The organism is Bacteroides sp., assembly GCF_029057325.1.
Lineage (GTDB): Bacteria > Bacteroidota > Bacteroidia > Bacteroidales > Bacteroidaceae > Bacteroides.
The window spans coordinates 1-12,267 of the sequence record NZ_JAICZW010000134.1 but is presented as its reverse complement, the minus strand read 5'-3'; the positions used below and the strand labels follow the sequence as shown (position 1 = coordinate 12,267).

Genomic DNA, 12,267 nt, shown 5'->3' with positions numbered 1-12,267 from the left:
TGAAGAATGATATTTCTTAAAACAGAAGATGAAATAGAGTTGCTCCGCGAGAGTAATTTGCTTGTTGGAAAAACTTTGGCTGAGATAGCTAAGGTTATAAGGCCCGGAGTCACAACAAAGGAACTGGATAAAGTAGCTGAGGAGTTTATCAGAGACAATGGTGCAGTTCCTACCTTTAAAGGTTTTCCGAATCAATATGGTGACCCGTTTCCTGCTTCTATCTGTACCTCTGTGAATGAGCAGGTGGTACATGGTATTCCGGGAGCTGACGTGGTGCTAAAAGAGGGAGATATTGTTTCTGTTGACTGCGGTACTTACAAGAATGGCTTTTGTGGTGATTCTGCCTATACATTTTGTGTGGGTGAAGTAGCAGAGGAAGTCCGCAAATTATTGGAAGTTACTAAAGAGGCATTGTACATAGGAATACAAAACGCAGTTCAGGGCAAGCGGTTGGGTGATATCGGATATGCGATACAGCAACATTGCGAAGCCAATTCTTATGGTGTGGTGCGTGAGTTTGTCGGTCACGGAATCGGGAAAGATATGCATGAGGATCCTCAAGTTCCTAACTATGGAAGACGTGGATATGGGGCAATGTTGAAAAAGGGCTTGTGTATAGCGATTGAACCGATGATAACCTTAGGTAATCGGCAAATAGTAATGGAACGTGATGGCTGGACTGTGAGAACCAAAGACCACAAGTGTGCTGCTCATTTTGAACATACAATAGCTGTTGGAACCGGTGAAGCTGATATATTGTCATCTTTCAAGTTCGTAGAAGAAGTATTAGGAAATAAAGCAATTTAAAGAATTAATATGGCAAAGCAATCTGCAATAGAACAAGATGGAGTTATAGTTGAAGCATTGTCTAATGCAATGTTTCGTGTTGAATTAGAAAACGGACATGAGATTACTGCGCATATTTCCGGTAAGATGCGAATGCATTATATTAAAATCCTGCCGGGTGATAAGGTAAGAGTCGAAATGTCTCCTTACGATTTGTCGAAAGGAAGAATTGTATTTAGATATAAATAATTTAAGATATGAAAGTAAGAGCATCTTTAAAGAAACGTACGCCAGAATGTAAGATCGTTAGACGCAATGGCCGTTTGTATGTTATTAACAAGAAAAATCCTAAGTATAAACAACGTCAAGGATAATATTATTATTTTTGCAAAAAAAATAATTTAGTATATGGCTATAAGAATAGTTGGTGTCGATTTGCCTCAAAATAAGAGAGGTGAAATTGCGTTGACCTATGTATATGGTATAGGTCGCAGTAGTTCAGCAAAGATTTTGGACAAAGCAGGTGTTGACAGAGACCTGAAAGTGAAAGACTGGACGGATGATCAGGCTGCAAAGATTCGTGAAATCATTGGTGCTGAGTATAAAGTGGAAGGTGATCTCCGTTCTGAAGTTCAATTGAATATTAAGCGTTTGATGGATATCGGTTGCTACCGTGGTGTTCGTCATCGTATTGGTCTTCCTGTAAGAGGTCAGAGCACAAAGAATAATGCTCGTACTCGCAAGGGTAGAAAGAAAACCGTTGCTAATAAGAAAAAAGCTACTAAATAATAATTGTTGATATGGCAAAAAAAACAGTTGCAGCAAAAAAGAGAAATGTAAAGGTTGACGCTAATGGACAGTTGCATGTTCACTCTTCCTTTAACAACATTATTGTTTCTCTGGCAAACAGCGAAGGTCAAATCATCTCTTGGTCTTCTGCCGGAAAGATGGGTTTTAGAGGTTCTAAGAAGAACACTCCTTATGCAGCACAGATGGCTGCTCAAGATTGTGCTAAAGTTGCCTACGATCTTGGTTTGAGAAAGGTAAAGGCATACGTGAAGGGTCCGGGTAACGGTCGTGAGTCTGCTATTAGAACTATCCACGGTGCTGGTATTGAAGTTACAGAAATCATTGACGTAACTCCGCTTCCGCATAATGGTTGCCGTCCTCCGAAAAGACGTAGAGTTTAATAATTTACCTTTAATAAGTGTGAGACTTGATTTTGTTATTGGATTGTAAATTCTCTCTGCAATCGCGGCTGCAACAAATTGAGTTCATGAATAAACAATTAAATATTTAAAAGAAATGGCTAGATATACTGGACCAAAATCAAGAATAGCCCGTAAATTCGGTGAAGGTATCTTTGGAGCAGATAAGGTATTGTCAAAGAAGAACTATCCTCCCGGACAGCACGGTAATTCTAGAAAGAGAAAGACTTCTGAATATGGTGTTCAACTTCGTGAGAAACAGAAAGCCAAATACACCTATGGAGTTTTGGAAAAGCAATTCCGCAATTTGTTTGAAAAGGCTGCTACAGCAAAAGGTATTACCGGTGAGGTTCTTCTTCAGTTGTTGGAAGGCCGTCTTGACAATATCGTATTCCGTTTGGGCATCGCTCCTACACGTGCAGCTGCTCGTCAGTTGGTGAGCCACAAGCACATTGTAGTAGATGGTGAAGTTGTTAATATTCCTTCGTATGCTGTAAAACCGGGTCAGGTGATTGGTGTTCGCGAAAGATCTAAGTCTTTGGAGGTTATCGCTAATTCATTGGCTGGCTTTAATCATAGCAAATATCCTTGGTTGGAATGGGACGATAACGCTAAGGTCGGCAAATTGCTGCACGTGCCTGAAAGAGCAGACATTCCTGAAAATATTAAGGAGCATTTGATCGTAGAATTGTACTCTAAATAATAATTAATTGCATGGCGATATTAGCATTTCAAAAACCTGATAAAGTATTAATGTTGGAAGCGGATTCTAAATTCGGCAAGTTCGAATTTCGTCCGTTGGAGCCGGGTTTCGGTATTACCGTGGGTAATGCTCTGCGCCGCATCCTGCTTTCTTCATTGGAAGGTTTTGCCATCACCACTATTAAGATAGAGGGGGTTGAGCATGAGTTCTCCAGTGTTCCGGGAGTTAAAGAGGATGTTACTAACATTATCTTGAATCTGAAACAAGTGAGATTCAAGCAAGTAGTTGAAGAGTTCGAGAGTGAAAAGGTAAGTATCACAGTCGAGAATTCAAGTGAATTTAAAGCAGGTGACATAGGTAAGTATTTGACTGGATTTGAAGTGTTAAATCCTGAATTAGTTATTTGTCATTTAGATTCAAAGGCAACTATGCAGATAGACATTACGATTAACAAAGGTCGTGGTTACATTCCGGCTGACGAAAACCGTGAGTTCTGCACCGATGTGAACGTAATTCCTATCGATTCTATTTATACTCCGATACGTAATGTGAAGTATCAGGTAGAAAACTTCCGTGTAGAGCAGAAGACTGACTACGAGAAACTGGTGCTTGAGATTACTACCGATGGTTCCATTCACCCGAAAGAGGCTTTGAAAGAAGCTGCCAAGATTTTGATTTATCATTTTATGCTCTTCTCCGATGAGAAGATTACGCTGGAAACCAGCGATACCGATGGTAATGAAGAATTTGATGAAGAGGTTCTGCACATGCGTCAGTTGTTGAAGACGAAGCTCGTTGATATGGATCTTTCCGTTCGTGCCCTCAACTGTTTGAAGGCTGCCGACGTAGAGACATTGGGCGACTTGGTACAATTCAACAAGACGGATTTGCTGAAGTTCAGAAATTTCGGAAAGAAATCGCTTACCGAGCTTGATGATTTGCTGGAAAGTCTGAATCTGTCGTTTGGGACTGATATTTCTAAATATAAATTAGATAAAGAATAAAAAATGAGACATAATAAGAAATTCAACCATTTGGGTCGTACTGCTTCTCATAGAAACGCTATGTTGGCTAATATGGCGTGTTCTTTGATTAAGCACAAAAGAATCACTACGACCGTTGCAAAGGCTAAAGCTCTGAAGAAGTTTGTTGAGCCTTTGATTACAAGAGCTAAGGATGATACGACTAATTCACGTCGTGTTGTATTTAGCAATTTGCAAGATAAGTATGCTGTTACTGAGTTGTTCAAAGAAATCTCTGTGAAGATTGCCGATCGTCCGGGTGGTTACACTCGTATTATCAAGACTGGTAACCGTTTGGGTGACAATGCAGAAATGTGCTTCATTGAACTCGTTGATTACAATGAGAATATGGCGAAGGAAAAGGTTGCCAAGAAGGCTACTCGTACTCGCCGTTCTTCTAAGAAGGCTGCTGCTGTTGAAGCTGAAGCTCCTGTTGCTGAAGAAGCAAAAGCAGAATAAATCGACTATTCTTTTTATATATAGAAAGCCGTCCCGGCGATTGGGGCGGCTTTTTTATTTGTATCTGTTCAAACTAAGCTGCCTTTCAATATCATTCAGTTGGGATATCGTTTTTTTGATGGCAAACGCAGCTGTTCTTTATTAAAATAGATTAAATTCAGCGCTATTGACCGCTCTTTTATTAACTTTGTTTGCAAAACCAAAAAACAAGTCGCTTTGAAATATAAACTATTAGTCCTTGATATAGACGGGACACTTCTTAACAATGCGAAAGAAATCAGCCGGCGTACGCTTGCATCATTGCTCAAAGTGCAGCAAATGGGTGTACGCATCGTATTGGCGTCCGGAAGGCCTACATACGGCATCATGCCATTTGCCAAAGCTCTTGAACTGGGCAATTACGGTGGGTTTATCGTTTCTTACAATGGTTGTCAGATAATTGACGCTCAGAGTGGAGAGATTCTGTTCGAACGGCGAATAAATCCGGAAATGATCCCCTATCTGGAAAAGAAGGCGCGTAAAAACGGTTTTGCCTTATTCACCTACCACGATGACACGCTGCTGACCGACAGCCCCGATAATGAGCATATTCGTCTCGAAGCCAAGCAGAATGGTTTGAGAATCATTGCGGAAGAAGAGTTCTCTATTGCAATCGACTTCGCACCATGCAAATGTATGCTTGCCAGTGACGATGCAGAGGCGTTGGCCGGATTGGAGGTGTATTGGAAAAAGCGTCTGGACGGGACGCAGGATGTATTCCAATCGGAACCTTACTTTCTGGAAGTTGTTCCTTGCGGTGTTGACAAGGCAAATACGCTGGGTGTATTATTGTCCCATCTGGGTATCAGCCGTGAAGAGGTGATAGCCATTGGCGATGGCGTATGCGATGTCAACATGCTCCAGATTGCTGGTATGGGCATCGCCATGGGACATTCGCAAGACTCTGTAAAAGTGTGCGCAGACTACGTGACGGCTTCCAACGAAGACGATGGCGTTGCCCAAGCTGTCGAGAAGCTGATTCTGGCTGAGGTTCATGCCGCCGAGATTCCCCTTGACCTGTTGAATGCGCAGACGCACCACACCCTAATGGGCAACTTGGGCATTCAGTACACCTATGCCTCGGAAGAACGCATCGAAGCTACCATGCCTGTAGATCACCGCACACGCCAGCCTTTCGGCATCCTGCATGGAGGTGCCACCCTTGCGCTTGCCGAAACAGTTGCCGGACTTGGATCCATGATAATCTGCCAGCCTGACGAGATTGTGGTGGGCATGCAGGTCAGTGGCAACCATATCTCTTCCGCACACGAAGGAAACACCGTGCGGGCGGTAGCTACTATCGTGCATAAAGGGCGTTCGTCCCATATATGGAACGTAGATGTGTTCACTTCTACCAACAAGCTTGTCTCTTCTGTCAGAGTAGTGAACAGTGTACTGAAAAAAGATAGAAAATAGATGATGTATATCCAATAAATCTGAATTTCGTATCTGATTTGTTGTCATTGGTAAAATGCTTCTCGCAGATAGGAGGGAGATGGCAGGAACTTCTATTCCGCTACCGTAATTCCCATTTTTTTCATCAGGAAGCAGGCGTTCATGTTCCGGGCGACGCCGGGGCGCAGGCGATAGGAGAAAGTCAACTCGTTGTCGGTGATGTCAGCCTCGAAGCAGTGGTTGCGGATGTGGTCGGGGAAGAGGTTGATGAGGGTGCCGAGGAGCAGGTCGTGGGTGGCGATGATGCCGTTTGCCTGTAAGGTCATGAACTGCTTGATAAGGGCGAACGAACCTTTCTGCTTGTCGGTGGAGTTGGTGCCTTTTAATATCTCGTCCAGGATGATGAAGAGCTGTTCGCCTGTCTGGAGCTTGTCGATGATGAGTTTCAGACGTTTCAGTTCGGCGAAGAAGTAAGACTCGTTGTCGTTCAGCGAGTCGGAAGTGCGCAGGCTGGTGATGAGCCGGGCGGGAGTCAGCTCCATTTGGCGGGCGCAGACGGGGGCGCCGATGCAGGCGAGGAGGTAGTTGACGCCGATGGTGCGCAGGTAGGTGCTCTTTCCGGCCATGTTGGCGCCGGTGATGATGATGAAGTAGGGGCGTTTCTCCATCGTGAGGTCGTTGTGGACGCAGCGGTCGCGGTGCATCAGCGGGTGTCCCAATGCCGTGGCGCAGAAGCGGAAGGAGGAGGGGACTTTATCCAGGATGTTCGGATAGGTGTAATCCGGGTGGTTGTAGGCGAAGGTGGCGAGCGAGTTGAGCGCGTCTATTTGTCCGATGGCCTCCAGCCAGCGCGGCAGGTCGGCGGCATACTGCTCTTTCCATGTCTCGATGCGTATCATCTGGCGCAGTTCCCAAAAGAATAATCCGTTCAGAATGACGTACATAAATACGTTGTTGCGTTGGTCGAGTTCGTCCATCAGTTTGTTCAGCCGGCGGATGGCGAGGGAGGCTTGCTGTTTTTCTCCGCCGATTTCCTCTTTTATCTGTTTGAGTAGGGCGGACTGCATCGGTTGTTCTGCTATCTGGCGAAGCAGATTGGCATAGGTGGAAAGTATTTGCAACTTCTTCCCATAGACCGCCTGCATTTTGCTGATTCTGCCGGTGAAGACGAAACCGGCGGCGACAAAGCACGCCCAAATGATGCCATAGAGGTTGGCGGGCAGGATGTCTGCGATGACAAGTGCGATACAGAGCAGGTTTGTGCCCGTTACCAGCAGGGGAAGGGCACGCAGCAGCTTCTTGGTCCGGAAGACATCCGGACTTTGCGACCACGCTTTCAGTTCGGTTTCATCGGCGCTTTCTCCTTTGTATAGCAGGCCGAGGATGCGGAAGTGTTGCCTGAATTTCAGTTCGGGAGCCAGTTCTTTGACGGCCTCCTGCCGTTGGAAAATGGCGTTTTTCTCTTCTAAATGCCGGTTCAGCCAGGCGGCAAGCCGGGTTTTGCCCGGCTGGGTGGAGGTACGGTTGATGTATTGGAAAAGCGAGTGCGGACCGAACACATCCAGGTCGAAGGTATAGAGGTGCGTGGCATCCGTGAACTCTTTCCCTTCGTCGAAGGCGGAAGTGTCGTGGTCGAGTGCCGCCAGCTCTTGTTCGTTGATGGCTATCTTCTGCTCCAGATACTCTTTCTGGTAGAACAGACGGTTGTGGTACTTGACCAGCAGCAGGAAGGGAAGCAGCGTGACGCAGGCAATGCCACCCAAAAACGTCCAACTTTCGGCACGGAAATAGATGATTCCCGTCAGTCCGGCGATAAACAGCAACAGGCGCAATGTCCCGATACGGTAAATCTGCCGTTGCACTTTGTTCAGTTCCAATCGGGCTTCTTCTGTGATGCGGTGGTAGCTTGCCTTTGTTTCTTCGAGGATGTTCATTGCTTTTCGGGTTTTGAAGATGATGTTGCAAAGATAGTGTAAATCTGTCTTCACACTGCTTGCCGGAGTACAAAAAGAGTGGCAGAAATCATGCATTTTCAGTTCAATCCTTTCGCTTTGTTCTTCATTTGGGGTAGAGCGCTCTCTTTTTCGGGCAAATGTTTGTTCTCTTTCGATAAAAAGCGTACCTTTCGTGGCCAGAAAACAACGTTTTGTAAGAAGGAGATTTTGATATGAAAAGGTATTGGTTATTGACGGTTCTGATGGTGTTGTCGGTTTTGTCCGCTGCGGCTCAGCAGGTGATGTATTCCAATTTGAAGGGATTGGTAGAGCATTGCGGCGACACGGTGACTACCTTGAAGATTGAAAAACGCAATAAGAATCAGATTTACTTGATGGGAGGTGCGGATTACCGCATCACTGTGGACGATAATCCCGGTTTATGCCGCTACCTGAAGGCGCGTTGCTATGCCGTTCAGGTAGATACATCGCTGTATGTCAACTGCAAGAAGATGCGTTACAAGCGTTATCGGTTTGGCAGTTGGTATGCGCCCGCTATATGGGTAAACGGAAAGGTTTACTTCTGCGCGCAACCCGTCGGGCAGGTGGCCACCAGTACGATGACCCGAGAAGATGCCGCCAAGCTGGGCGGTGAAGTGGGGAATGCCATCAATGCGTCGGGACTGGCGAACGCCCGTGTCTTCTATGAGCTGAACGTGGAGACCGGCAGGTCGGAGTTCGTGGGCAAGGAGAAGATGTTGCAGTTGCTCGAAGGGTATCCGGCATTGAGGGCGGCGTTCGAGCTGGAGACGAGCGAGTCGGCAGAGGTTGTCGGCAAGTATCTGCGGACGTTGCGCTGATGTATGTGCCTGTATGCCACGCTTGATTTGGCATGGATTTGATATAAGAAGTGATGCCTTGTCAAGGGGGAATAATACCCTGTTTGACAGACGCAAGTGTCTGTCGTCTCAAAGTCTTGTGTTTGACCTGGCAGACACAAGTGTCTGTCGTCTCAAACACTTGTGTCTGTTAAGTGGCTTATATATGGTTGATAATCAGTGCGTTTATTTCTTGTAAAGAGGTTCTGCATCTGAAATGGCGTAATCTTTGTTTTTGTAGGGAACAGCTACTTTCTGCTCTTTTCCGAAGAACGGGAAGAACGCGAGGAAGAGCTGCGTGAAGGTGAGCCGGCAGAGCGTGAAGACGAAGTGGACGAGCTGCGGGTGACAGATGAGGTCCCACGGCTCTTCTCTTGTCTTGTGCTCCTCACGCGCTCACGCTGTGTGGGATGCGGATTGTCCTTACGGTTATTCACGCTGTTGTGCCGCGGACTGCTTGTGTTCACCTCCCGTTTCGGCGTTGCGGTGGCAGGGGATGGAACACGTCCGGCACGGTCGTTGCCGCTCACGTTGCGTCTGGTGGTGTGCACCTCTTCCTTGCCTGCCGGACGTTTGCCGGAATTTGGACGGATGTTCACTGGACCGAAGTCGGAGCGGAAGTGGTTGTGGGCGTGTTTGTCGTCCCTGACGCGCCACGCGCCGGTGTAGTGCGGGTGGTGGTAGCGGTTTCGGTAATAGCTATTGTGGTAATGCGTCCGGTAGTGCCCTCCGCAGTAGGTGCGGTAATGGTACGGGCGCGGGAAATAGAAGTGGTTGTGGTTGGTATAGGGGATGTAAACCCTGAACGACCAGCGCCCGCCGCTTGCATAAACCGGGCGGTAAAAGTAGGTGGCCTGCATGAAACGGCTGTACTGCCTGCTGCTCAACACCCATCGGAGGTCGTCGTTGCGCACGTCCAGATAGTCGTAGTAGCGGTTCAGCGCCCACTCTTCGCCCCGCATCACGTCGTCCATCAAGTAGCGGATGCCGGCAATGAAGTCATAATTGATTTCATATACATCATTATATTGTTCCGTATTCAGGTTCAGTTCGTAGGCCATCTTGTCTGTCAGGAACCGGGTCTCCTTGCGTACTTTGCTGTTGCTCATCGCCGCACTGCAAACGGCGGTACTCACCACGGCGGTAAGAATCATACATATAATCCGTTTCATACATCCTCCTTTTCTTGCTGTTTCTTTCATACTATCGTTTGATAAATAAAATCGTTTCTCCTTTATTGGTACGACAAAAATAGGGAGAGGAAATTCCCCTCCCTAATGAATCTCTCTATTTTTGAACAGGGAAAACCCTAACTGGCGGGATTAATCCCTAATTCTGATTCCGTCTTCTTCCAGTGTGACCAGCTGCTTCTTGTACAAGTCGCCCACCGCCTTCTTGAAGGTCTTCTTGCTGACGCCGAAGGCCGCGTAAATCTCGTCAGCCGGGCTCTTGTCGTTCAGCGGGGTATATCCGCCGTGCTCACGGATGTAGGTCCATAGGACAGTTGCGAAATCTTCCACTTTCGCCTGTCCCGATTTCTGCAACATCAAGTCTATCTTGCCGTCTTCGCGCACCTGTTTCACGTAGGCTTTCAGTCTCATGCCCGTATGCAACGGCTGGAATATCTCGCTGTCATACAATAATCCGCCGTATTGGTTCTCGATAATCGCCTTGAAGCCCAGATCGGTCTTCTGCCAAATCAGGATATCGACTTCCTGCCCGGGGTGGTAGGGCGCTTTCTCTTTGGAAAGGTAGCGGTCCACCTTGGCCGATGCCACGATGCGGTAGCTTTCGTCATCCAGATGGGCATGAATGATATATTTCTTTCCCACCTGCATCTTCATTTTCTGTTCACGGAAGGGGACAAAGAGATCTTTCATCAGTCCCCAGTTCAGGAAAGCTCCGTATTGGTTCACCCAAGCCACTTCCAGGCAGGCGAACTGGCCTACTTGCACCAGCGGTTCCAGTGTGGTGGCCACCAGCCGCTCTTCGTTATCCAGGTAGAGGAAGACCTTCAATTCATCGTCCACCTTGCAGTCTTCGGGAACATAACGGGAGGGGAGCAGTATCTCGCCCTCTTCCCCGCCATCGAGATACATGCCGAAGTCCACTTTCTTCACTACCTTCAATGTGTTGTATTTTCCTAATTCTATGCTCATACTCTTTTTGCTTTGCGCAAAGATAGCGAATTTGGGTGCATACGCGCAATCTCAAACGGAAGAAATAACCTTTTGCGTCAAAAGATAATTCTTATCTATGAACAATTCATTCAAAAAAACAATTATCTTTGCAACGTGACACGGCTCTGCCCTTGTCGCAATATGGAATGTATTCACCTTTAAATAAAAAAACATTATGGAATTTCTTACAAATGAAAAATTGACCATCGTCGGCGCAGCCGGCATGATCGGTTCTAACATGGCTCAGACAGCTTTGATGATGGGTTTGACTTCCAACCTGTGTTTGTATGACGTGTTCTCTCCCGAAGGTGTGGCAGAAGAAATGCGCCAGAGCGGTTTCGACGAAGTGAATATCACAGCTACTACGGACGTGGCCGAGGCTTTCAAGGATGCTAAGTATATCATTTCTTCCGGTGGTGCGCCGCGTAAGCAGGGCATGACGCGCGAGGATTTGCTGAAGGGCAACTGCGAAATCGCCGAGCAGCTGGGTAAGGACATCAAGACTTATTGCCCCGATGTGAAACACGTGGTAATCATCTTCAACCCCGCCGACCTGACCGGTTTGGTGACATTGTTGTATTCCGGTTTGAAACCTTCTCAGGTGACTACTTTGGCCGGTTTGGACTCTACCCGTCTGCAGAGCGCGTTGGCGAAGAAGTTCGGTGTGCAGCAGTGCAAGGTTACCGGTAGCGCTACATACGGTGGCCACGGTGAACAGATGGCGGTATTTGGCAGTGCTGTGAAGATAGACGGCAAGCCTCTGACAGACATCATCGGCACTCCGGAATTCAGTGAGGAAGAGTGGGAAGCCATGAAGGTGGACGTAACGAAGGGTGGTGCTAAGATCATCGAGCTTCGCGGACGTTCTTCTTTCCAAAGCCCGTCTTACATCTCTGTTGAAATGATTCGTGCAGCCATGGGTGGCGCCGCATTCCGCTGGCCGGCAGGTACATACGTGAAGAATGATAAGTACGACCACATCATGATGGCTATGAAGACCACTATCGATGCTACAGGTTGTCACTACGAAGTGCCCACCGGCACTGAGGCCGAAGTGGCTAAGTTGGATGCCAGCTATGCACACCTCTGCAAGATGCGTGATGAACTGGTGACTCTGAATATCGTTCCGCCCGTTAGCGAGTGGAGTGCTATCAACCCCAATCTTTAATAGCTTCTGTAGATAATAATAAGGTGAGGCCGTTGCCGGAATGGGGCATGGCCTCACTTTTTTTATTGAATTTAGGCAATCCATCGTATATTTTTCAATAAAAGTATTGCAATATAAGAAAATCTCCTTATCTTTGCACCCGCAAACGAAGAAGGTGCCATAGCTCAGTTGGTAGAGCAAAGGACTGAAAATCCTTGTGTCCCCGGTTCGATTCCTGGTGGCACCACCTTTTTAAGAAAAAAGTATCGGAATGTAGCGCAGTTGGTAGCGCACTACGTTCGGGACGTAGGGGTCGGGCGTTCGAGTCGCCTCATTCCGACAGAAAGCGGCAAGCAGTGGAAATTGCTTGCCGCTTTCTGTTTTTTCGCCGACGTATGCGCTTGCGGGGCGGGGGCAGCGTGGAGACGTGGGCGGATTTGGGGGTCAGCGGATATTTCCGGTTGGTCATCCTTTCTTTTACATTATATTTTTTACCTTTGTGGCATGAAACCCGAT

15 protein-coding genes and 2 tRNA genes are annotated in these 12,267 nt (G+C 47.1%); 13 read left to right on the top strand and 4 right to left on the bottom strand.

Annotated elements, in window-relative coordinates:
* The first annotated feature begins 6 nt into the window (after window positions 1-6).
* From map to K2G43_RS07975, 9 genes are all read left to right on the top strand, one after another.
* Window positions 7-807, top strand: a complete 801-nt coding sequence (gene map, locus K2G43_RS08015) for a type I methionyl aminopeptidase (RefSeq protein WP_300154005.1) — start codon at window positions 7-9, stop codon at window positions 805-807.
* 9 nt (window positions 808-816) lie between these two features.
* Window positions 817-1,035, top strand: coding sequence for a translation initiation factor IF-1 (infA, locus tag K2G43_RS08010; protein WP_002558052.1), 219 nt, complete (start codon window positions 817-819; stop codon window positions 1,033-1,035).
* An 8-nt stretch (window positions 1,036-1,043) separates the two neighbouring features.
* The gene (gene ykgO / locus K2G43_RS08005) at window positions 1,044-1,160 is read left to right on the top strand and encodes a type B 50S ribosomal protein L36 (protein ID WP_002558051.1); all 117 of its coding nucleotides are present in this window, start codon (window positions 1,044-1,046) and stop codon (window positions 1,158-1,160) included.
* Window positions 1,161-1,194: 34 nt separating this feature from the next.
* The gene (rpsM, locus tag K2G43_RS08000; RefSeq protein ID WP_005941839.1) at window positions 1,195-1,575 is read left to right on the top strand and encodes a 30S ribosomal protein S13; all 381 of its coding nucleotides are present in this window, start codon (window positions 1,195-1,197) and stop codon (window positions 1,573-1,575) included.
* 11 nt (window positions 1,576-1,586) lie between these two features.
* Window positions 1,587-1,976, top strand: coding sequence for a 30S ribosomal protein S11 (rpsK, locus tag K2G43_RS07995; RefSeq protein WP_005656474.1), 390 nt, complete (start codon window positions 1,587-1,589; stop codon window positions 1,974-1,976).
* A 115-nt stretch (window positions 1,977-2,091) separates the two neighbouring features.
* On the top strand, window positions 2,092-2,697 hold the full coding sequence (gene rpsD, locus K2G43_RS07990; RefSeq protein ID WP_297641888.1) for a 30S ribosomal protein S4: 606 nt from the start codon (window positions 2,092-2,094) through the stop codon (window positions 2,695-2,697).
* Window positions 2,698-2,708: 11 nt separating this feature from the next.
* Entirely contained in the window at window positions 2,709-3,701 is a 993-nt protein-coding gene (locus tag K2G43_RS07985) for a DNA-directed RNA polymerase subunit alpha (RefSeq protein WP_297641886.1), read from the top strand.
* A 3-nt stretch (window positions 3,702-3,704) separates the two neighbouring features.
* Window positions 3,705-4,178, top strand: coding sequence for a 50S ribosomal protein L17 (rplQ, locus tag K2G43_RS07980; RefSeq protein WP_297641884.1), 474 nt, complete (start codon window positions 3,705-3,707; stop codon window positions 4,176-4,178).
* A 216-nt stretch (window positions 4,179-4,394) separates the two neighbouring features.
* Window positions 4,395-5,633 (top strand): Cof-type HAD-IIB family hydrolase, encoded by a 1,239-nt coding sequence (locus K2G43_RS07975; protein WP_297641882.1) that lies wholly within the window; start codon window positions 4,395-4,397, stop codon window positions 5,631-5,633.
* Between the two features lie 92 nt (window positions 5,634-5,725).
* On the opposite strand, the gene K2G43_RS07970 is transcribed toward K2G43_RS07975, so the two are convergent.
* Window positions 5,726-7,546 (bottom strand): MutS family DNA mismatch repair protein, encoded by a 1,821-nt coding sequence (locus K2G43_RS07970; protein WP_300154070.1) that lies wholly within the window; start codon window positions 7,544-7,546, stop codon window positions 5,726-5,728.
* A 233-nt stretch (window positions 7,547-7,779) separates the two neighbouring features.
* On the opposite strand from K2G43_RS07970, the gene K2G43_RS07965 reads away from it, so the two are divergent.
* Complete coding sequence (locus K2G43_RS07965) at window positions 7,780-8,406, top strand: DUF6563 family protein (protein WP_297641878.1); 627 nt, start codon at window positions 7,780-7,782, stop codon at window positions 8,404-8,406.
* 266 nt (window positions 8,407-8,672) lie between these two features.
* On the opposite strand, the gene K2G43_RS07960 is transcribed toward K2G43_RS07965, so the two are convergent.
* Both K2G43_RS07960 and K2G43_RS07955 read right to left on the bottom strand, forming a co-directional pair.
* Window positions 8,673-9,596 (bottom strand): hypothetical protein, encoded by a 924-nt coding sequence (locus K2G43_RS07960; RefSeq protein ID WP_300153994.1) that lies wholly within the window; start codon window positions 9,594-9,596, stop codon window positions 8,673-8,675.
* A gap of 150 nt (window positions 9,597-9,746) precedes the next feature.
* Window positions 9,747-10,583 (bottom strand): S1-like domain-containing RNA-binding protein, encoded by an 837-nt coding sequence (locus K2G43_RS07955; protein WP_297641874.1) that lies wholly within the window; start codon window positions 10,581-10,583, stop codon window positions 9,747-9,749.
* Between the two features lie 196 nt (window positions 10,584-10,779).
* On the opposite strand from K2G43_RS07955, the gene K2G43_RS07950 reads away from it, so the two are divergent.
* The 3 genes from K2G43_RS07950 (at window position 10,780) to K2G43_RS07940 (ending at window position 12,091) form a co-directional block, all read left to right on the top strand.
* Window positions 10,780-11,772, top strand: coding sequence for a malate dehydrogenase (locus tag K2G43_RS07950; protein WP_297641872.1), 993 nt, complete (start codon window positions 10,780-10,782; stop codon window positions 11,770-11,772).
* Window positions 11,773-11,925: 153 nt separating this feature from the next.
* Window positions 11,926-11,998 (top strand) — tRNA-Phe (locus K2G43_RS07945).
* A gap of 20 nt (window positions 11,999-12,018) precedes the next feature.
* Window positions 12,019-12,091 (top strand) — tRNA-Pro (locus K2G43_RS07940).
* On the opposite strand, the gene K2G43_RS07935 is transcribed toward K2G43_RS07940, so the two are convergent.
* Window positions 12,083-12,267, bottom strand: a 185-nt coding sequence (locus K2G43_RS07935) for a hypothetical protein (protein ID WP_300153989.1), incomplete at its 5' end; no start/stop codon positions are given. The genes K2G43_RS07940 and K2G43_RS07935 overlap by 9 nt on opposite strands.

Bases quoted from the DNA above. Each gene is read 5' to 3' on its own strand.
- map (WP_300154005.1), top strand. From the start codon at position 7: ATGATATTTCTTAAAACAGAAGATGAAATAGAGTTGCTCCGCGAGAGT.
- infA (WP_002558052.1), top strand. From the start codon at position 817: ATGGCAAAGCAATCTGCAATAGAACAAGATGGAGTTATAGTTGAAGCA.
- ykgO (WP_002558051.1), top strand. From the start codon at position 1,044: ATGAAAGTAAGAGCATCTTTAAAGAAACGTACGCCAGAATGTAAGATC.
- rpsM (WP_005941839.1), top strand. From the start codon at position 1,195: ATGGCTATAAGAATAGTTGGTGTCGATTTGCCTCAAAATAAGAGAGGT.
- rpsK (WP_005656474.1), top strand. From the start codon at position 1,587: ATGGCAAAAAAAACAGTTGCAGCAAAAAAGAGAAATGTAAAGGTTGAC.
- rpsD (WP_297641888.1), top strand. From the start codon at position 2,092: ATGGCTAGATATACTGGACCAAAATCAAGAATAGCCCGTAAATTCGGT.
- K2G43_RS07985 (WP_297641886.1), top strand. From the start codon at position 2,709: ATGGCGATATTAGCATTTCAAAAACCTGATAAAGTATTAATGTTGGAA.
- rplQ (WP_297641884.1), top strand. From the start codon at position 3,705: ATGAGACATAATAAGAAATTCAACCATTTGGGTCGTACTGCTTCTCAT.
- K2G43_RS07970 (WP_300154070.1), bottom strand. From the start codon at position 7,546: ATGAACATCCTCGAAGAAACAAAGGCAAGCTACCACCGCATCACAGAA.
- K2G43_RS07965 (WP_297641878.1), top strand. From the start codon at position 7,780: ATGAAAAGGTATTGGTTATTGACGGTTCTGATGGTGTTGTCGGTTTTG.
- K2G43_RS07960 (WP_300153994.1), bottom strand. From the start codon at position 9,596: ATGAAACGGATTATATGTATGATTCTTACCGCCGTGGTGAGTACCGCC.
- K2G43_RS07955 (WP_297641874.1), bottom strand. From the start codon at position 10,583: ATGAGCATAGAATTAGGAAAATACAACACATTGAAGGTAGTGAAGAAA.
- K2G43_RS07950 (WP_297641872.1), top strand. From the start codon at position 10,780: ATGGAATTTCTTACAAATGAAAAATTGACCATCGTCGGCGCAGCCGGC.